Here is a 20,012-nt window from a genome sequence, read left to right as displayed (position 1 = left end):
GGTGCGAGCCCAGCGCCCCCCCGCTCCCTGAGGTGCGAGCGAAGCGAGCCACGAAGGGCCGCCGACGTCATCTCACCAGGCCTTCGTGGCTCGTCGCTATCGCTCCTCACACCTCAGGCACCACCAGAAGCTATGCGTTCTCCTTGCGGAACACCGATGTGCCCCACCAGGTTCCGAGTGCGGCCAGGATGAGTGCGGCGATCACTCCCCACAGGACCTGAGCGCTGGCGAGGTCGCCGCCGAAGGTGTCGCGCACGGCGTCGACGATCCAGCGGAACGGCATGAAGTCGCTGAGCCCCTGCAGCCACGTCGGCCCGAGTGTCATGGGCAGCAGGATTCCCGACAGCAACAGCACCGGCATCATCACCATGTTGATGAGCGGGGCCATCACGTCCTCGCTCTTCGTGGTCAGTGCCAGCGCATTCGACGCCGCGGCGCACGCACCGCCGATCAGCAGTGTGATGACGATTCCGAGGACCACGCCGACGATCGATCCGCGCATCCCCATGGCGAATCCGAGGGCCACCAGGATCAACGCCTGCACCAGCAGCTGCAACATGTCGCGCATCAGGCGACCGGTGAGCAGTGCCGTCCGGCTCGCCGGGGTGACCCGCTCGGCCTCGATGACCCCCTCCCGCCATTCGCCGATCAGGCTGAAGCCGGCGAACAGCGCCCCGAACAACCCGAGCTGCACGAGGAGGCCAGGCACCAGGAAGGTGTACGGGTTGTCCGCACCACCCGGGAATTGGGAGACCAGCGGTTTGAGCAGCGGCCCGAACAGCAGCAGATAGAGGATCGGCTGCATGACGCCGATCAGTACCCAGGCGGGATTGCGAAGGTTCATCCGGATCTGACGCCGGAAGACGATGGTGCTGTCGCGGAAGAAGCTGTTCATCGGGCGACCTCCTGCTCGGTGCGTCGAGAAGACTCGTCGGAAGTGGGTGCGGCAAAGCCGGATTCGATCTCGGTCGGGTCCCCGCCAGGATCTCGTTCGGTTTCGGCGTCGCGCAGGGACCGGCCGGTGAGGGTGAGGAAGACGTCGTCGAGCGTCGGACGGATGACCTCGATCGAATCGAGTGAGATACCCGAGGCGTCGAGGTCGCGGAGGAGTCCCGGCACCGCCCGGCCGGCACGCGGCACCCGCCCCCGGACGTGGCGGCCGTCCACCTCGATCCGGCCACCACCGTTGACGCCGCTGACCGAGGCGAGCTTCTCCGCGGCCGTCGTGACCGCGGCGGCGTCGGCGACCTCGAGCGCCACCAGATCGCCGGAGACCTGCGCCTTGAGGTTGTCCGGGGTGTCCGCCGCGACGATCCGCCCGTTGTCGATGATGAGAATCCGGTCCGAGAGTTCATCCGCCTCGTCCAGATAGTGCGTCGTGAGGAAGATCGTCGCGCCGCGCTCGGTCCGCAACCGGCGGATGTGTTCCCAGAGGTTGGCGCGGGCCTGCGGGTCGAGGCCCGTGGTCGGCTCGTCGAGGAAGACCAGCGACGGTTGGTGGACCAGTCCCATCACGATGTCGAGGCGCCGCTTCTGGCCCCCGGACATGTTCTTGGGCATGCGTTCCCACAGGCCGTCGAGCTGCAGTTCGGAGAACAACGCCTGCCCGCGACGCGTCGCCTCGGCCCGCGACAGTCCGTAGAGCATCCCGTGGTCGACGATCTCGTCGCCGGCTTGGGCCTGGCTGAACGTGCCCCCGGCCTGGGACACGTAACCGATGCTGCGGCGCACCGACACCGGATCGGCGACGACGTCGAACCCGTTGACCGTCGCGGTCCCCGCGGTCGGCCGCAACAGCGTGGTCAGCATCCTCAGCGTCGTCGTCTTGCCGGCGCCGTTGGGCCCGAGGAAGCCGACCACTTCCCCTTCGGCGACGTCGAGGTCGACGCCGTCGACGGCTCGCACCTCGCGCTTCTTCTTTCCCTTCCCGGTGGTGAACACCTGGACCAGACCACGAGCATGGATCATGCGGACTCCCCTTCTTTTCGACGCCGACGTGATGTGTCGACCGATCTGGGGCCCAGTTTTCATCGCAAAGAGGACACATTCGGTCCGCTTCGGCGGCGGATACCGAAATCGGTCGGTAACGATGTGCGAGGGGGATGCGGTACTTCCTAGTAAGTGGCCGGGTGAGTACCGTCATATGTCGGGTCACATATTCGGAAGGAAGACCATGGCAGTCATCGCGGACACCTCAGGGATCAACAACATCGGCATGCTCGGGATCGGCGCCTATCGCCCCGAGCGTGTGGTCACCAACGACGAGATCTGCGAGCACATCGATTCCTCCGACGAGTGGATCTACACCCGCACCGGCATCAAGACCCGCCGCTTCGCCCGCCGCGACGAGAGCGTCATGGAGATGTCGGTCAACGCCGGACGCAAGGCCATCGCCAACGCCCTGCTGCACGGTTCCGACATCGACGCGGTCATCCTCGCCACCAACACGCACCTGCTCCTGACCCCGGCCGGCGCGACCAAGGTGGCCACCGAGCTCGGTTGCAACGGCGTTCCCGCCTTCGACGTCACCGTCGGCTGCGCCGGCTTCGGCTACGGCATGGCCCTCGCCTCGGACATGATCCGCGGCGGCAGCGCCACCAATGTGCTGGTCATCGGCGCCGAGCAGCTCTCGGTGGCCCTCGACATGACCGACCGCACCAACTGCTTCATCTTCGGGGACGGCGCCGGTGCCGTGGTCGTCGGACCCACCGAGGAACAGGAACTCGGCCCGGTGGTCTGGGGTTCGGACGGCTCGCAGTTCAACGCCATCCGCCAGGACTTCGACTGGGTGACCTTCCTCGACGGTGACCGCGTCCAGCGTCCCTACCTCCGCATGGAGGGCACCGCGGTGTTCCGGTGGGCCGCCTTCGAGATGGGCAAGGTCGCCGTCCGCGCCCTCGAGGCCGCCAAGATCGGTTCCGAGGACCTCGACGTCTTCGTCCCCCACCAGGCCAACGCGCGCATCAACGAACTGCTTGCCAAGAACCTGAAGCTGCGCGACGACGCCGTCGTCGCCAACGACATCGAGTACACCGGCAACACCTCCGCCGCTTCGATCCCGCTCGCCATGGAGGACCTGCTGTCCACCGGCAAGGCACAGCCCGGCCAGACCGCGCTCCTCCTCGGCTTCGGTGCCGGACTCTCCTACGCCTCGCAGGTCGTCAAGCTTCCCCCGGTGCCGTTCGAGTAAGACACCTCCTACCAGTTGCGGCAGTTGGTCCCGGATTCCGGGACCAACTGCCGCATCTGTTTCAGGCGGCGAGTGCCTGGCGGACGCGGTCGACGACGTACCCAGGACGTTCCCTGAGGTCAGCCCACGTGAAGTTCAAGACCGTCCAGCCCTGAGCGATCAGGTCGTTTCGACGACGCCGGTCGCGCTGGAACGTCTCGGCGTCGCGGTGGTACGCCATCCCGTCGATCTCGACGGCGAGCATCTGCTCCGGGAAAGCGACGTCCACGAAGTAGCCCTCGACGGGATGGTTGGACACGAATCCCTCGACCCCTCCCTGTCGAAGCAGATCGACTGCGAGGCGCTCGGCCTCAGAGCGAGCGCCCTCCTCGACCCCGGCGATGAGAGACGCGATACCCGGTGCATCGGCCCTCCTACGACGGCGCTTCGCTGCGGTTCGCAACTGCTCGATCGACACGCGGCGCAACAACAGTGCGGCATCGAGGACCGTGCTGTCCTTCTCGACCGAGGCCTCCAGCACAGACAGCGGCAGCGAGGTGACCAGCAGATCATCCCGGGTGACCGTCTCGGCGTCCTCGAGCTTCCGATACCGGATACGAACGCCGTCGACCGACTTCGCGTGCCTCGACCGCGGTGCGGTCACCGTCAGCTTCTTCGGTGGATCGTCGACGATCCCGTGCCACCATGCAGCGCCCAGACCGGACAGGGCGGCACCGCGACCGACTTCGGCGACCGCGAGCCGAGCACGCGTCCTGGCCGTGACCGGGTGGTCGGCGAGCGTATAGACCCCACGCGACTGAGGTGTCCACAGCCCGGAGTCCACACGTCGATGGACACCCGACTTCGTCATCCCGAACTCGAGGGCTTCGGTGATCGTCACGACGCCGTCGCGGGCGAGCGCGTGACGTCGGAGGCGGGAAGGCGTCTGCACGACGATTGGACGCACCGACCCTCACATCGGTTCCCAGAATCTGGGATTGCGGCAATTGGTCCCGTATACCGGCACCAACTGCCGCAACATCATTGATGGTGAGTTTGGAGCCCTCCCACCAGCCGAGTAGCCTCGAATCTCGTGAGTTCTGACGTCGCAACCGAGGTCAAGCGCCGACGTACCTTCGCGATCATCTCCCATCCGGACGCCGGTAAGTCGACCATGACCGAGGCCTTGGCGCTGCATGCGCGCATGATCAGCGAGGCGGGTGCGATCCACGGCAAGGCAGGACGCAAGTCCACCGTCTCCGACTGGATGGAGATGGAGAAGGCCCGCGGCATCTCGGTCAGCTCGACCGCCCTGCAGTTCAACTATCTCGCCGAGCACAGCGAGCCGGGCATCCCGAGCGTCATCAACCTGGTCGACACCCCCGGTCACGCAGACTTCTCCGAGGACACCTACCGCGTCCTGACCGCGGTCGACGCCGCGGTGATGCTCATCGACGCGGCGAAAGGCCTCGAGCCGCAGACCCTGAAGCTGTTCCAGGTGTGTCGCCATCGCGGCATCCCGGTGATCACGGTCATCAACAAGTGGGACCGCCCAGGTCAGACGCCGCTCGAACTGATCGACGAGATCAGCGAGCGCATCGGCCTCACCCCGACCCCGCTGTTCTTCCCGGTCGGCATCGCCGGCGACTTCCGCGGTCTGCTCGACCGCCGCACCGGCGAGTACGTGCACTTCACCCGCACCGCCGGCGGCGCCAAGATCGCCCCGGAAGAGATCATGAGCGCCGACGACGCGGCGGCACGCGAGGGCGACGAGTGGACCGCGGCCGTCGAGGAGAGCGAACTGCTCTCCGAGATGGGCCAGGACCACGACCAGGAGATGTTCCTCGCCGGCCAGACCTCGCCGATGATCTTCGCCTCGGCGATGCTGAACTTCGGTGTGCGGCAACTGCTCGAGGTGCTCGTCGAGCTCGCTCCCCCGCCCGCCGGCCGCGTCGACATCGAGGGCAACGAACGTCCGGTCACCGACCCGTTCAGCGCCGTCGTGTTCAAGGTGCAGGCCGGCATGGACTCGAGCCACCGAGATCGCTTGGCGTACATGCGGATCGTGTCCGGCGAGTTCGAACGCGGCATGGTCGTCACCCACGCGCAGACCGGGAAACCGTTCGCCACCAAGTACGCTCAGGCCGTCTTCGGCCGGGACCGTTCCACTGTCGACACCGCCTACCCGGGCGACGTCGTCGGCCTCGTGAACGCGACCGCACTGGCCCCCGGCGACACCCTCTTCGACGGCCCGAAGGTGCAGTTCCCGCCGATCCCGTCGTTCGCGCCCGAGCACTTCTCGACGCTGCGTGCGACCACCGCCGACAAGTACAAGCAGTTCCGCAAGGCGATGGATCAGCTCGACAGCGAGGGTGTGGTGCAGGTGCTGCGCAACGACACCCGCGGCGACATGTCGCCGGTGCTGGCCGCGGTCGGTCCGATGCAGTTCGAGGTCGTCACCGCCCGCATGAAGGCCGAGTTCAACGTCGACACCATCATCGAACCGCTCGGCTACACGCTCGCCCGACGCACCGACGCCGAGAGCGCGCCCGAGCTCGACCGGCAGCGCGGCGTCGAGGTGTTCACCCGCACCGACGGCGCGGTCCTCGCCCTCTTCAGCGACAAGTGGCGCCTGCAGTACATCGAGAAGGAACACCCCGATCTGACGCTGCAACCCCTTGTCGCCGCGGCGGATTGAGCCGATGAGGCGTTCCCTCGTGCGCAACTCCGGTGTCGGCGCGCTCGCCGTGGTGTCCGCGGCAACGCTCCTGATGTCGGGATGCGCCGGCAACCCGGCACCGGCTCCCACGTCGACGAGCGCGGCCCCCACGCCGACCGCGCGCCCGATCGATCCGGCGAAATGCGCGGAGAAACCGCCGCAGGGCAAGGTCGACCGCGGCGGGCACGGCCTGACCTTCCGTTCCGGCGACCTCCGGATCGCGATCACCGAGCCGGCCGCCACGACGAGCGGGCCGCCGGCCACCGGAAGCGGCAATAGCGCCGACGAGGCGATCAGTTGTTACGAGTTCAAGCGCTGGGGTCCCGAGCAGCCCGACGTCCCGCCGGACTCACTGTTGTTCGTGTTCAAGGGAATCGGGACCGACGGCGCCCAGATCGAGTTCCCCATCAGCGAATTGACCGGCGGCACGGTCCCACCCGCCGGCGGCGGACCGCGCCCCACCGCGGGGCCGCTGACCAAACCGATCAACGCGCAGATCGGCGTCTCGATCGACGGTGTCTACCACCAGTCGTCGGCGTGCCAGCTCAGCATCACCGGGATGTCGGGCAAACTCGCGGCCGGGTCGTTCACCTGCCCGGAGGCCTCCCGCGTCGACGCGAATCCGTTCGCACCCAACGACGACGTGGCCTACGACGCCGACGAGTCGTCGGCCAGCCCGAAGCCCGACGCCGGCACCCCGCCGACCGTCGTGCTGTCCGGACGGTTCCAGCTCAGGCCGTAGGGGGTTTCGATACGGCTCGTCGCAGGCTCCTCACCTACTCAACCAGCGAGAAGGCCGGGCTCGTCGCAGGCTCCTCACCTACTCAACCAGCGAGAAGGCCGGGCTCGTCGCAGGCTCCTCGCCTACTCAACCAGCGAGAAGACCGGACTCATCGCAGGCTCCTCGCCTACTCAACCAGCGAGAAGACCGGACTCATCGCAGGCTCCTCGCCTACTCAACCAGCGGACACAGCTCACGCACCCACGATCCGCGCGACGACCGCCGGGTCGACATCGTCGATCGCGGCAGGGTCGAAGGCCGGGTTGCGGTCCTTGTCGACCAGCACCGCCCGCACTCCCTCGCGGAAGTCGTTCGTGGCCGTGATCTGTTCTGCCGCATGCAGTTCACGGTCGAAGCACTCGTCGATCCCGGACTGCGCGCCGGCGTTGATCATCGCGGCCGTCACCCAAAGGCTGGTGGGTGAGGCCTTCTCGAGCAGGCCGATCATCTCCTCGGCCCACTCATCGCCGATCGCTCCGCGCAGACCACCGACGATGGCGTTGATGTTGTCATCGGCGAAATACTCACCGATCTTGCGGAGCGGGACATCGCTGGTCTCCGTGGTCCCCGAAGTCGCCAGCGCGTCGGCCAGCGGATCCCCGGAACGGATCGACTCGGCGACGCCGGCGATATCGGCCGAGGCCACGAAATGTGTTGCCAGGCCGACGGCCACCGCGTCGACGCCGCGGATGCGCGCGCCGGTGAGACCGAGCCACATGCCGACGCCCTCGGGCAGCCGCGGGAGGAAGTAGGTGGAACCGATGTCGGGGAAGAAGCCGATCGCGGTCTCGGGCATCGCGATCATCGCCTTCTCGGTGACCACGCGGATCTCACCGTGCACGCTGATGCCGAGTCCGCCACCCATGGCCGCGCCGTCGATGAGGCTCACGTACGGCTTGGGGTAGTCGGCGACCATCTGGTCCAGCCGGTACTCACTGCTGAAGTAACGGGTGATCGCCTTGGTGTCGCCGTCGAGCGAGTGCTCGCGGATCGCCCGGATGTCGCCGCCTGCGCAGAAGGCGCGGTCGCTCGCGGAGGTGACGAGGACGGTCTCGATCGAGTCGTCGTCGCCCCACTCGCCGAGCGTGGCGTACATGTCGTCGATCATGGTCTGGTCCAGCGCGTTCAGGGCTTTCGGTCGGTCGAGGACGATCTCACCGACGCCGTTGGACACCGAGGTGCGAATGAAGGACATGCCCTCAACCGTAGCGGTGAGGGAAGAAAAGCCGGAGAAAACCCGTTGGCAGACCCGGACGCATCCATTACCGTGGAGCCCGCAACCGCTGCCGACCCGAGGAGTGATCCCACACGATGAAGAACTGAAGTGGCCCCGGCCGATGCGCGATGTCGTACAGACACCCGTCGGTGAATCCGAACCACTTCAGGAGTTCTCGTGTCCACTCCCCTGTCCTTTTCCTCCCAGCCGTCGATCGTGCTGTCCGATGTCTCGGTCATCTGGCCCGACGGCACCGCGGTCTTCGATCACCTCAATCTGACGCTGGGCGCGTCCACGTACTCGCTGATCGGTGCCAACGGCGCAGGTAAATCGACCTTGCTCGGCCTGATCTCGCAGCGTCTCCGCCCGGCCTCGGGCAGTGTGAGCATCGCCGGGATCACGTCCCCGCCGGAGGTGGGGGTCGTTCCGCAGGACCCCCAGTCGGATCCGGAGTCGACCGTGTCCGCAGCACTCGGCATCGACTCCATCCGCAGCGCGATCCGTCGCATCGAGGGCGGTTCGGTCGACGCCGACGACTTCGACGCCGTCGGTGACGACTGGGATGTCGAGGAGCGAGCGATCGGGCTCCTCGCCCAGATGGGGCTGCCCACCGATCTCGACCGTCGGGTCGGCGCCATGTCCGGCGGCGAGGCGACGCTGCTGTCGATCGTCGCGGCACTCATGCGCCGACCCTCGGTCCTGCTTCTCGACGAGCCGACGAACAACCTCGACACCAGTTCACGGACAAGGCTTTTCGACGCCATCGATGCCTTCTCCGGCACGGTGATCGTGGTGAGTCACGACCTCGAACTGCTCGAGCGTGTCGACGCGACGCTCGAGTTGTACCGGGGTCGGGTGCGTGTGTTCGGCGGCCCGTACTCGCACTACCGCGAGATCGTGGACGCCGAACAGGAGGCGGCCGAGGCGGCCGTGGCGACCGCGACCGGCGACCTGCGCAAGCAGCGTCGGGAGCTGGTCGACACACAGATCAAACTCGATCGCCGCGCCCGCACCGCCGCGACCGCCGAACGCGAGAAGCGGGTGCCGAAGATCATCTCGCACCTGCGTCGCGGTGAAGCGCAGGTGTCGGCCGGGAAGCTGCGCAACGCCCATCAGGACGACGTGGCGGCGGCCGCCTCCCGGCTCGACGAGGCGCGCGAAGAGGTCCGCAAGGATCGCACCGCCCGAATCGTGGTGCCGGAGGCCGACGTACCGTCGCGGGCCCAGGTCGTCACCGACGACCGACTCCGGATCGACGGACCGGAACGCATCGCGCTGGTGGGGCCCAACGGTTCCGGGAAGTCGACACTCATCGCCGACCTCATCGCGCGCGAGGCCGTCGTCGTGCCGTATGCGTATGTGCCGCAACAGATCGTCTTCGACGACCCGTCGATGTCGATCGCCGGCCTGGTGTCGGCGCATCATCCGGACATCGGCACTCAGGAGGTGCGTTCGCATCTGGCACGGTTCTTGTTCCGCGGTGCACGCGCCGACCGCGCGCTCGAGGAGCTCTCCGGCGGCGAGCGATTGCGCGTCGGCCTCGCTGACGCACTCCTCGGCAACCCGACCCCGAAGCTGCTGATCCTCGACGAGCCGACCAACAACCTGGACCTCGACACGGTCACCCAGTTGGTCAACGCGCTCGATAGCTGGAATGGCGCGCTGCTCGTCGTCTCCCACGACGCCGGGTTCCTGGATCGCATCGGGATCGACCGTCGCGTCGTGGTGAGTGCGTTGTCACCAGCGCAGAACTCCGACACATAGGCAGTTCCTCAGGGCGCCTGAGCCGCCCCCACATTGAGCGTGACGGGGGTCTCGTGATCGGATGATTGTTGCGCACCGCAACTCCCCCCGCGGTGCGTCGCGACGATGACAGCCAGGAGGTCGGATGGCCACGATCGAGGTGACCGGTCGCCGCCAGCAGCAGGCCTGGGCCGACAAGGTCCTCCCGCCCGTCGAAGAGGTGCGGCCGGGTCTGTGGTCGATCCCGGTGCCGATGGGCGCCAACCCGTTGCGCTACGTCCTGGTCTACGCCCTCGCGCTGCCCGACGGCGGGCTGGCGCTGATCGACGTGGGGTGGCCGTCCGACGAGTCGTGGCGTGCTCTCGTCGACGGCCTCCGCAGCACCGGTCACGATGTCACCGACGTCCGGTCGGCGGCCATCACCCACTTCCACCCGGATCACTTCGGTCTCGTCCCGAGGCTGCTCGAGCACACCGATGTCGAGCTGCTGATGCACCGTGATGATGCCAGCCACCTGCGCTACCACTCCGACGACGAGGTCGAGAGCCAGCTCGACGAGGCGCGGTGGGAGTTGCGGGTTCTCGGCGCCCCGGCCGACGTCGCGGGCCTGGGGCTCGTCGACTTCGTCCGTCTCCCCGACGGTCGGACCATCGACACGGAGCTGACCGCCGATGCCCCGCTCGACATCCCGGGCTGGAATCTGCGTGCCATCTGGACGCCCGGTCACACCCCGGGCCACCTGTGCTTCGCCGACGACGATGCGGGGATCATCTTCACCGGCGATCACCTGCTGCCGCGGATCAGTCCGAATGTGTCCACCAGTCCGATGCAGACGGAGAGCCCGCTCGCCGATTATCTGGTCTCGCTGGCCAACACCGAGAAGATGCGGGAACACGAGGCCCTGCCGTCGCACGAGTACCGGTTCCGCGGTCTGGGCGCTCGGGTCACCGGGCTCCTGTCGCATCACGAGGAGCGTCTCACCGAGATCACCGAGGCGGTCGCCGCGCGCCCGGAGTCCACGGCATGGGAGATCACCCAGAACGTCGGCTGGTCCCGCCCGTTCAGCGACCTCAACCTGACGATGAAGCGTCTCGCACTGCGCGAGACCGACGCGCATCTGCTGGTCCTCAGCGAGCGCGGCATCCTCACCTCGACACCAGCCCCGACCGTGACCGACCTCGCCGACACCACGATCGAACCCGTCCGATGGTCGCTGGCGACGGTGTCCGAACACCGCACCGCGGCGTCGACCCTGTCGCTGCCGGACTGACCCCGAACGAGACTCCGCCGGTGAACGTCTCACCGGCTGCCCCACCGATCAACAGAGGAGATCCCCCATGAGCGCCGTGCTCACCGAGTTCGCCGACGGAGTCGCCGTCATCACGATCAACCGTCCCGAGGCGAAGAACGCCGTCAATCTCGAAGTATCCGAGGGCATCGCGGCCGCCATCGACGAGCTCGAGTCGCGCGACGATCTCACGATCGGCATCCTCACCGGCGCCGGCGGCACGTTCTGTGCAGGCATGGACCTCAAGGCGTTCTCGCGCGGCGAGCAGGTCTCGCTGAAGGACCGCGGTTTCGGCGGCCTCACCGAGGCCCCGCCGAGCAAGCCCCTGATCGCCGCGGTCGAGGGTTGGGCCCTGGCCGGAGGCTGTGAGCTCGCACTGTCCGCCGACCTCGTCGTCGCCGCCGACAACTCCAAGTTCGGCATCCCCGAGGTCAAGCGCGGTCTCGCCGCGGCAGCGGGCGGCCTCCTGCGCCTGCCGAAGATCCTCCCCTACCAGGTCGCGATGGAGATGGCCCTGACCGGTGATCCGCTCACCGCCGAGCGCGCCCACCAGTTCGGCTTGGTCAACAAGGTCACAGCGCCCGGTGAGGCGCTCGCCGGTGCCCGTGAGCTCGCCGCGACGATCGCCGCCAACGGTCCGCTCGCGGTCAAGGCCACCAAGCAGGTCACCTCGATGGCGATCAACTACACCGACAAAGACCTGATCAAGAAGCAGTGGGAGTACCTCACCCCGGTTTTCTCCTCGGAGGACGCGCAGGAGGGTGCCAAGGCGTTCGCCGAGAAGCGCGCACCCCAGTGGCGGGGCCGCTGACCATCACTGCGGACGGGCCGCTGACTGTGGGAAAGGGCGATCACTAGAGTGACCGGTGTGGACCTGCACCTCGTGACCTACTTCGTCGCAGTCGTCGACCACGGTGGGATCACGAAGGCCGCCCAGTCGCTCTACATCTCTCAGCCCTCCCTGTCGCAGGCCATCCGGACCCTCGAGAAGCGTCTCGGCGTCACGTTGTTCGACCGGACCGGACGCCGCCTCGAACTGACCGAGGCGGGCCGCAAGCTCGACGACGCGGCGCGACGCATCCTCGCCGACGTCGAGCGCGCCAAGCGCAAGGTCGACGCGGTCCGGGAGCTGCGGTCCGGACGCGTCGACGTGGTGACCTACGCGGCCTTCAGCATCGACCCGCTCGTCGACGTCGTCCGACTGTTCCGGGAGCGCTTCCCCCGGCTCGCGGTTCGCGTCCTCGCCGCCGACGGCCCGGCCGGCGTCCTCTCCGCATTGCGTTCCGGCGACGCGGAGATCGGGGTCATCGACTCCTCGGCCGAACACGCGACGTTCTCGGCCATCCCGATGACGGAGCAGGAGCTCGTGGTGGCGGCGCCCGACGCCCTGGTCGCCGGGCTTCCGGACACCGTGCCGCGCAGTGCGATTCGGTCGGTCCCGCTGGTCATCGACCACAGCGATCAGCACACCGCGGCCCTGCTCGCCGATCTGCTCGACGACGCCGCCGGCAACGTGGTCGTCGACTGCCCGTTACCCGCGGCCGTCTGGAATCTCGTCGAACGTGGAACGGCCGCAACGGTTGTCCCGCGCACCGTGGCCGGCAAGCAGCTCGCCGGCACCCGGCAGCTCGTACTCGATCCGCCGTTGACGCGACCGTGGGGACTCGTGCTGCGTTCGGGTCTTCCCTCCCCGGCGGCACTCGCCTTCATCTCCGCGGCCCGGGCCCACTCCGGTCTGAGCCAGGAGCCGACCGAGACAGCGGACTGGTAGGCCACCATGGAATTACGCCAGGTCGAGTACTTCCTCGCCGTCGTCGAGAACCAGGGCATCGGCGGTGCTGCCACCGCGCTGGGCGTCGCGCAGCCGACGGTCTCGCAGGCGTTGCGGGCGCTCGAACGCGAACTCGGCGTGCAGCTGTTCCACCGCATCGGCCGCGGCATGGTGCTGTCGGCGGCCGGCCGCACGATGGTGGGTCCGGCCCGCCAGATCATCCGCGACGTCGATGCCGTCGGCGATCTCCTCGCCGCCGAGGAGGACGAACTGACCGGACACCTCGATCTGCTCGCGTCCCCGGCCACGGCCGTCGGCCCGGTCGTCGACCTCATCGCCCGCTTCCGCGACATCTATCCGCGAGTGTCGGTGCGGCTCGGCGACTTACGCGACGAGACCCGGGCCGCGTCCACCATCGAGGACGGACACTGCGAGTTCGCCGTCGCCCACCTGCCGATCGCCGGTGACGCGCTCGAGGTCATCGAACTCGGCGAACACGAGTACGTCCTCGTCTACCCCGAGGGAGCCGAGGTCCCCGAGGGGCCGATCCCGCTGGGCAATCTCCCGACGTACCCGATGGTGTTCGTGCCGCGCGGACAGTCGGTGGCCGACGAACTCGAGGAGGCCATCCGCGTGGGCGGGATCCGACCGCCCCTCGCCGTATTGTCCGAACATCGCGAGGAGCGACTCCCCATGGTGCTGGCGGGAATCGGCGGCACCCTGCTGGAACGTTCGATGGCCGACACCGCCGTCGACCGCGTCGTCATCCGCGAGACCGAACCCCGCTTCGTACGACCGTTCGCGATCGCCTTCGACCCCGCATCCCTGTCCCCGGTGGGCCAGGCCTTCGTAGAACTCATTCGCGCGCAGGTGGGTTAGCGGTTTCGATACGGCTCATCGCAAGCTCCTCGCCTACTCAACCAGCAGAAGGTACGCCCCCGGTGGGCCAGGCCTTCGTGGAACTCATTCGCGCACAGGTGGGTTAGCGGTTTCGATACGGCTCATCGCAAGCTCCTCGCCTACTCAACCAGCAGAAGGTACGCCCGCCCCGGCCGAGTAGCGGCGCCCCCACCCCACCGACCGAGCAGCGGCGCCCCAGCAGAGCAACACGACGCCCCCACCCCGCCGGCCGAGTAGCGGCGCCCCAGCAGAGCAACACGACGCCCCCACCCCGCCGGCCGAGTAGCGTCGACCGAGCGGAGCGAGGGCGCCGCGTATCGAGGTCCGTCAGGCAACCCGCTCGAAGACCGCGGCGAGTCCCTGGCCGCCGCCGATGCACATCGTCTCGAGGCCGTAGCGACCCTCGCGGCGCTGCAGTTCACGGGCCAGTGAGGCCAGCATGCGACCGCCGGTCGCGCCGACCGGATGGCCCAGCGAGATGCCCGAGCCGTGGACGTTGGTGCGGTCGAAGTCGCCTCCGGAACCGAACCGCCCGAAACCCCATTCGCGGGTGACGGCGAGCGCCTGGGCCGCGAAGGCCTCGTTGAGTTCGATGAGGTCGATGTCGGCGAGGGTCAGACCGGCCTTGGCCAGTGCCTTCTCGGTGGCCGGCACCGGACCGATACCCATGGTGCGCGGCGGGACGCCGGCGAGACCCCAGGACACGAGCTTGACGAGCGGGCGCAGGCCCAGCTTCTCGGCGACCTCGGTGGTGGTGACGATCGCCATCGATGCGGCGTCGTTCTGTCCGCTGGCGTTGCCGGCGGTCACGGTGGCCTCCGGATCGGCCTTGCCCATGATCGGCTTGAGCTTGGCCAGCGACTCCAGCGAGACGTCCGGGCGGGGATGCTCGTCGGTGTCGATGATCTGGTCGCCGCCGCGGCCGGGAACGGTCACCGGGATGATCTCCTCGGCGAGGACTCCGTCCTTCTGGGCACGCACTGCGCGCGTGTGGGATTCGACGGCGAGCTCGTCCTGCTCCTCGCGCGAGATCTCGTACTCCTTGCGGAGGTTCTCGGCGGTCTCGATCATGCCGCCGGGCACCGGGTAGTTCTTGCCGCCTGCGGTCGAGCGGGCGCGGACGAGGCTGTCGTGCATGGCGATTCCGGTGCGCGCACCGCCCCAGCGCATGTCGACGGAGTAGAAGGAGGCGTTGCTCATCGACTCGGCACCGCCGGCGACGACGAGATCGTTGTCGCCCGAGGACACCTGGTAAGCGGCCTGGATGACGGCCTGCAGACCCGAGCCGCAGCGACGGTCGATGTGCATGCCGCCCACTGTGATCGGCAACCCGGCGTCGAGTGCGATGACGCGGCCGAGGGCCGGCGCCTCACTGTTGCCGTTGCAGTGCCCGAGGATCACGTCCTCGACCTTCTCCGGGTCGATGCCGGTGCGCTCGAGCAGTCCCTTGAGCGCGGTGACACCCAGGTCGACTGCGGTGAGGCTCTTGAACATCCCGCCGTAGCGGCCGATCGGGGTACGTACCGGCTCACAGATGACGACGTCTCGCATGGTTGACCTTTCGCGGAATTCGGGGTGGAAGAGTTTGGGTGAGAACAGGTCTCACATGAAGCGGCCGCCGGTCACCTCGAGCACGGTGCCGGTCATGTACGACGACATGTCCGAGGCGAGGAACAGTGCGACGCTGGCGACCTCGCCGACCTCGCCTGCACGGTGCATGGGGATCTCCGACATCTTCTGGTCCCAGGCCTTCTGCGGCATCGCCTCGGTCATCGCCGAGCGGATCAGGCCGGGCTGGATCGCGTTGACGCGCACGCCGTGGTGGGCCATCTCCTTGGCCGCCGCCTTGGTCATGCCAACGATGCCCGCCTTGGCGGCGGAGTAGTTGGTCTGGCCGACCATGCCGACCTTGCCCGACAGCGACGAGATGTTGACGATCGCTCCGCGTTTGGCCTCGCGCATGATGGCGGCGGCCTTGCGGGTGCCGTTCCAGGTGCCCTTGAGGTGGACCGAGATGACCAGGTCGAAGTCCTCTTCGGTCATGGTGCGCATGGTGGCGTCGCGGGTGATGCCGGCGTTGTTCACCAGGACGTCGAGCGAGCCGAAGCCGTCGACCGCCTCGGCGAGCAGCGCGTCGACCTCGTCACCGTTGACCACATTGCATTTCACGGCGCGGGCGACGTCGCGGCCGCCGAGCTTGTCGGCGGCGGCCTGCGCGGCGTCGAGGTTGAGATCACCCAGGACCACCTTGGCGCCCGCGTCCACGAAGGACCGGGCGATCTCGAAGCCGATGCCCTGGGCGCCACCGGTCACGACGGCGGTACGTCCCTCGAGGAGCGGCTGGGCGGTGGTGGATGACATCTTCGGGTCCTTCCCATGGGGGGTTCTGGTGCAGACACCAGCGGCTGGAGGCGCCGGGTGATGTCAGTAATCTAACCCGCGAATCCGGTGTCGAACGCGTTCGTTTCATACGCAACGGCTATCGGAGCGATCCCGGTTTCGTATTGGACCCCTCACCGTGGACGCGCAAGAGTGGCACCATGACCGGAGTGATGCAACAACCGACCGCCACCTCGCAGGTGAGCGCGGAAGACTTCGCCGACATCCTGGCGGCGACTCGAGAATTCGTGCGCGAGGTCGTCGTGCCCCGCGAACAGGAAATCCTCGACACCGATGCGATTCCCGAGGACATCCGCCAAACCGCAAAGGACATGGGCCTTTTCGGCTACGCGATCCCGCAGGAGTGGGGCGGGCTCGGACTCGACCTGACCCAGGACGCCGAACTGGCGATGGAGCTCGGCTACACCTCACTGGCACTGCGCTCGATGTTCGGCACCAACAACGGCATCGCCGGCCAGGTGCTGGTGAACTTCGGCACCGACGAGCAGAAGGCCGCCTGGCTGGAGAAGATCGCCTCCGGTGAGGTCGTCGCATCCTTCGCACTGACCGAACCGGGCGCCGGCTCGGACCCCGCGGGCCTGCGCACCAAGGCCGTTCGCGACGGCGACGACTGGGTCATCTCCGGCGAGAAGCGCTTCATCACCAACGCGCCGCTGGCCGACCTGTTCGTCGTGTTCGCCCGCACCCGCCCGGCCGACGAGAACGGCACCGGCATTGCGGTGTTCCTCGTCCCGGCCGACTCGGCCGGACTCACTGTCGGCGCCAAGGACCGCAAGATGGGCCAGGAGGGCGCCTGGACCGCCGACGTCCACTTCGACGGTGTGCGCGTCCCGAACGCCGCACTCATCGGAGGCAGCGAGGACGTCGGCTACAAGGCCGCGATGATGTCCCTCGCCCGCGGTCGCGTGCACATCGCCGCACTGTCGGTCGGTACCGCCCAGCGCGCGCTCGACGAGTCGATCGCCTGGGCCGCGACCGCCACCCAGGGCGGCAACCCGATCGGCGAGTTCCAGCTGGTCCAGGCCATGCTGGCCGACCAGCAGACCGGCGTGATGGCCGGTCGCGCCCTGGTGCGCGAGGCCGCCCGGGCCTGGGTCGACAACACCGACCGGCGCGTCGCACCGTCGGCCGCCAAGCTGTACTGCACCGAGATGGTGGGCAAGGTCGCCGACCTCGCCGTCCAGATCCACGGCGGCAGCGGCTACATGCGCGACGTCCCGGTGGAGCGCATCTACCGCGAGGTCCGCCTGCTGCGCCTCTACGAGGGCACCAGTGAGATCCAGCGCCTCATCATCGGACGCAACCTCTACAAGCAGGGCACCAAGAACGCCCAGCGCTGAGCTCATGACAAAGCGGCCGGCCCATCCTCCTCAGAGGTGGGCCGGCCGCTTTGTCTGTGCAGGTCCGGAGAAAGATATAGCCCGAAACCGCGCTGAGCGCGGTTTCGGGCTATGAGGTTTCGACGGGGCTCAACCGGCGGAACCGCGAGGGCTCAACCGGCGGAACCGCGAGGGCTCAACCGGCGAAGAGGGTCAGGCGTGCGTCAGACGCTCGCGCAGGGCGACCTTCTGGATCTTGCCGGCTGCCGAGGTCGGCAGTTCGTCCACGACGACGACGTCGCGGATCTTCTTGTACGGCAACACCTGTTCGGCGACGAACGCGGCTACCGCATCTTCGTCGACAACGTGGCCGTCCTTGGGGACCAGGAACGCCACCGGTTCCTGGCCGATGGGTCCGGCCTCGCGTCCGACCACCGCGGCGGCCGCGACATCGGGGTGGGTCACCAGGATCTCCTCGAGCTCACGCGGATACACGTTGTAGCCCTTGTAGATCAGCATGTCCTTGGCGCGGTCGCAGATGTAGATGTAACCGTCTTCGTCGCGGAAGGCGATGTCGCCGGTGTCGAGCCAGCCGTCGACGAACTGTTCCGCGGTCTTCTCGGGATGTCCGAGGTAACCGTCGGTGACCTGCGGTCCACGGACCCAGAGCTGTCCCCGTTCCCCCGCCGGCAGGACGACGGTCGGGTCGTGTGCGGCGCGGATCTCGACCTCGGTGTCGAAGGTCGGGAGTCCGACGCTGCCGAGCCGGTACTGACCTTCGGCGGTCAGCGGCGCCGAGGACACCAGGCAGGTCGCCTCGGTGAGGCCGTAGCCCTCGATGATCGCCGCGGCGGGGAATGCCTTCTCGAGCTGTTCGAGCGTCACCAGGTCGATCGGCGCGGCGCCCGAGGACACGACCCGCACCGAGGTGAGGTCGCGTGACTCGACATCGGGGTGGACGGCCAGCGCATGCCACATCGCCGGGCTACCGGTCACATACGACGCCCGGTACTGCTCGATCAGCGCGAGCATCCGGCCGGGTTCGAATCGTCCGGCGAGCACATGCGTTGCACCACACAGCAACAGGAACGTCATGTTGATCAGCGCGTGGGCGTGGAACAGTGGTGACACGACGACGGTCGCGGCGTCACCCGGAACCACTCCGCGATCGGAGCCCGGGCGCGGAGTCAACCGCAGCAGGCCGTCGTCGCCGACCTCGACCGCATGCCCGGCACGCCAGCCGATCATCTGGGTGGCGTTGCCGAGAACGTTGCGATGAAGTACCCGAACACCTTTCGACACACCGGTCGTCCCGCCGGTGAACGCCAGGTGCGCGACGTCCTCGGTGGTCACGGTGACGGCGGGCGCCTCACTGTGTCCGACGACGAACTCGTCGAGCGAGGTGACCCGCACGCCCTCGACCTGCACGCCCTCGACCGCCGCGGCCGAACCGTCGACGACCACCACGGTGGAGAGTGGCGAGTCGGCGGCGGCCGACAGGAGCCGATCGGACTGCTCGACCTGCGTGAAACCGGCCACCGCGCCCGTCTCGACGATCTGGCGATGCAGGCCGGGAATCGGCTGCAACGGGTTGACGAGGGTGACCGTGGCACCGGCCCGCAGCGAACCGTAGTAGGAGACAACGAATTCGATGCTGTTGGTGAGGTAGATCAGCACGACGTCACGTTCGGCGACACCCGCCGAACGGAGCGCAGAAGCCACCGCCGCCGAACGCGCGTCGAGTTCGGCGTAGGTCAGCGTCGTGTCCCCGTCGACCACCGCGGCACGATCGCCGTACAGCGCGGCCATGCTGGCCGGCAGCACCGCCATGCTCGTGTCCGGGTAGTTGAGCGTCGTCGGCGCCCCGGCGCTCATCGCGGTGCCATGCGGATCGCGCCGTCGAGGCGGATGGTCTCGCCGTTGAGGTAGGCGTTCTCCAGGATGTTCGCCGCGAGCTGCCCGAACTCCTCGGGGCGGCCGAGGCGCGACGGGTTGGGGATGCTCGCCGCAAGCGACTCGCGCACGTCGTCACGCAGGCGGGCCAGCAGCGGGGTGTCCATGGTGCCGGGCGCGATGGTGTTGACGCGGATCAGCTTGCTGGCCAGATCGCGGGCGGCCACGAGGGTCATCCCGACGATGCCGGCCTTCGAGGCCGAGTAGTTGATCTGGCCGATCTGGCCCTCGAACGCGGCGACGGAGGCGGTCATGACGATGGCGCCACGCTCGCCGTCGATGGGCTCGAGGCGCGCGATGCGCTCGGCACCCAGCGACAGTGCATGGAACGAGCCGACGAGATTCAGCTTGATGACGAACTCGAAGTCCTCCGCCGACCCGGCCTTGCCCTCCTTGTCGAGGATGCGCATACGACGGCCCGCGCCGGCGCAGTGCACGAGGCCGCGCAGGCCACCGCGCTCGTCGGCGACGTCGAGGGCGGCCGCGAACTGTTCGGCGTCGGTGATGTCGGCGGCGGCGAAGCTCGCCGACGCGCCGAGACCGTCGGCGACGGCTTGGCCGTCGGAGGTCGGGAGGTCGATCAGGGTGACGAGGCCGCCGGCGTCGAGGACACGCTTGGCGGTGGCGAGGCCCAGACCGGAGGCGCCGCCGGTGATGGCGACCGAGAGTCCCTTGAGTTCCATTGTGCTGATGTGCCTTTCAGTGCTGGCTGACTTCTGGCCGGCCGGCGTGGAGCCGGCCGGCTTCGAGCAG

The 20,012-nt window shown here is 68.0% G+C and carries 17 protein-coding genes; 9 read left to right on the top strand and 8 right to left on the bottom strand.

The window, feature by feature from the left end:
- Positions 1-130: 130 nt before the first annotated feature.
- A complete protein-coding gene (locus tag GONAM_RS14020) occupies positions 131-895 on the bottom strand; it encodes an ABC transporter permease (RefSeq protein WP_006867412.1) in 765 nt (254 codons plus the stop codon).
- A complete protein-coding gene (locus GONAM_RS14015; RefSeq protein WP_006867411.1) occupies positions 892-1,968 on the bottom strand; it encodes a daunorubicin resistance protein DrrA family ABC transporter ATP-binding protein in 1,077 nt (358 codons plus the stop codon). The genes GONAM_RS14020 and GONAM_RS14015 overlap by 4 nt, the downstream gene beginning before the upstream one ends.
- Before the next feature lie 205 nt (positions 1,969-2,173).
- On the opposite strand from GONAM_RS14015, the gene GONAM_RS14010 reads away from it, so the two are divergent.
- Entirely contained in the window at positions 2,174-3,190 is a 1,017-nt protein-coding gene (locus tag GONAM_RS14010) for a beta-ketoacyl-ACP synthase III (protein ID WP_006867410.1), read from the top strand.
- A 61-nt stretch (positions 3,191-3,251) separates the two neighbouring features.
- Here the strand turns inward: GONAM_RS14010 and GONAM_RS14005 are convergent, their stop codons facing one another.
- Positions 3,252-4,136: a type IV toxin-antitoxin system AbiEi family antitoxin domain-containing protein gene (locus GONAM_RS14005; protein ID WP_006867409.1), complete on the bottom strand. Its 885-nt coding sequence runs from the start codon at positions 4,134-4,136 to the stop codon at positions 3,252-3,254.
- A 126-nt stretch (positions 4,137-4,262) separates the two neighbouring features.
- On the opposite strand from GONAM_RS14005, the gene GONAM_RS14000 reads away from it, so the two are divergent.
- Together GONAM_RS14000 and GONAM_RS13995 are read left to right on the top strand one after the other, a co-directional pair.
- Positions 4,263-5,867 carry a peptide chain release factor 3 gene (locus GONAM_RS14000; protein WP_006867408.1) on the top strand — a complete coding sequence of 535 codons (1,605 nt, stop codon included), beginning with the start codon at positions 4,263-4,265 and terminating at the stop codon, positions 5,865-5,867.
- 19 nt (positions 5,868-5,886) lie between these two features.
- Entirely contained in the window at positions 5,887-6,630 is a 744-nt protein-coding gene (locus GONAM_RS13995) for a hypothetical protein (protein WP_006867407.1), read from the top strand.
- 232 nt (positions 6,631-6,862) lie between these two features.
- Here the strand turns inward: GONAM_RS13995 and GONAM_RS13990 are convergent, their stop codons facing one another.
- A complete protein-coding gene (locus GONAM_RS13990) occupies positions 6,863-7,864 on the bottom strand; it encodes an enoyl-CoA hydratase/isomerase family protein (protein WP_006867406.1) in 1,002 nt (333 codons plus the stop codon).
- A 198-nt stretch (positions 7,865-8,062) separates the two neighbouring features.
- On the opposite strand from GONAM_RS13990, the gene GONAM_RS13985 reads away from it, so the two are divergent.
- From GONAM_RS13985 to GONAM_RS13965, 5 genes are all read left to right on the top strand, one after another.
- On the top strand, positions 8,063-9,649 hold the full coding sequence (locus GONAM_RS13985; RefSeq protein ID WP_006867405.1) for an ABC-F family ATP-binding cassette domain-containing protein: 1,587 nt from the start codon (positions 8,063-8,065) through the stop codon (positions 9,647-9,649).
- A 124-nt stretch (positions 9,650-9,773) separates the two neighbouring features.
- Positions 9,774-10,898, top strand: coding sequence for an MBL fold metallo-hydrolase (locus tag GONAM_RS13980; protein ID WP_006867404.1), 1,125 nt, complete (start codon positions 9,774-9,776; stop codon positions 10,896-10,898).
- Positions 10,899-10,965: 67 nt separating this feature from the next.
- Positions 10,966-11,727, top strand: coding sequence for a crotonase/enoyl-CoA hydratase family protein (locus GONAM_RS13975; RefSeq protein WP_006867403.1), 762 nt, complete (start codon positions 10,966-10,968; stop codon positions 11,725-11,727).
- A gap of 57 nt (positions 11,728-11,784) precedes the next feature.
- The gene (locus GONAM_RS13970) at positions 11,785-12,687 is read left to right on the top strand and encodes a LysR family transcriptional regulator (RefSeq protein ID WP_040536487.1); all 903 of its coding nucleotides are present in this window, start codon (positions 11,785-11,787) and stop codon (positions 12,685-12,687) included.
- 6 nt (positions 12,688-12,693) lie between these two features.
- Positions 12,694-13,566, top strand: coding sequence for a LysR family transcriptional regulator (locus GONAM_RS13965; protein WP_006867401.1), 873 nt, complete (start codon positions 12,694-12,696; stop codon positions 13,564-13,566).
- A gap of 348 nt (positions 13,567-13,914) precedes the next feature.
- On the opposite strand, the gene GONAM_RS13960 is transcribed toward GONAM_RS13965, so the two are convergent.
- A complete protein-coding gene (locus GONAM_RS13960) occupies positions 13,915-15,138 on the bottom strand; it encodes an acetyl-CoA C-acetyltransferase (RefSeq protein ID WP_006357881.1) in 1,224 nt (407 codons plus the stop codon).
- Between the two features lie 51 nt (positions 15,139-15,189).
- On the bottom strand, positions 15,190-15,948 hold the full coding sequence (fabG, locus tag GONAM_RS13955) for a 3-oxoacyl-ACP reductase FabG (protein WP_006357880.1): 759 nt from the start codon (positions 15,946-15,948) through the stop codon (positions 15,190-15,192).
- A gap of 179 nt (positions 15,949-16,127) precedes the next feature.
- Between fabG and GONAM_RS13950 the strand changes: the two genes are divergently transcribed.
- The gene (locus GONAM_RS13950) at positions 16,128-17,327 is read left to right on the top strand and encodes an acyl-CoA dehydrogenase family protein (protein WP_006867400.1); all 1,200 of its coding nucleotides are present in this window, start codon (positions 16,128-16,130) and stop codon (positions 17,325-17,327) included.
- A gap of 192 nt (positions 17,328-17,519) precedes the next feature.
- Here GONAM_RS13950 and GONAM_RS13945 read toward each other — a convergent pair whose 3' ends face one another.
- On the bottom strand, positions 17,520-19,181 hold the full coding sequence (locus GONAM_RS13945) for a class I adenylate-forming enzyme family protein (RefSeq protein ID WP_006867399.1): 1,662 nt from the start codon (positions 19,179-19,181) through the stop codon (positions 17,520-17,522).
- Complete coding sequence (locus GONAM_RS13940) at positions 19,178-19,942, bottom strand: SDR family NAD(P)-dependent oxidoreductase (protein WP_006867398.1); 765 nt, start codon at positions 19,940-19,942, stop codon at positions 19,178-19,180. Before GONAM_RS13940 ends, GONAM_RS13945 begins: the two co-directional genes overlap by 4 nt.
- Between the last annotated feature and the right edge of the window lie 70 nt (positions 19,943-20,012).

Source organism: Gordonia namibiensis NBRC 108229, from assembly GCF_000298235.1.
In the GTDB taxonomy this organism is placed as follows: domain Bacteria; phylum Actinomycetota; class Actinomycetes; order Mycobacteriales; family Mycobacteriaceae; genus Gordonia; species Gordonia namibiensis.
Note: the sequence above shows the minus strand (reverse complement) of the source record. Positions and strands in the feature narration are given on the sequence as shown.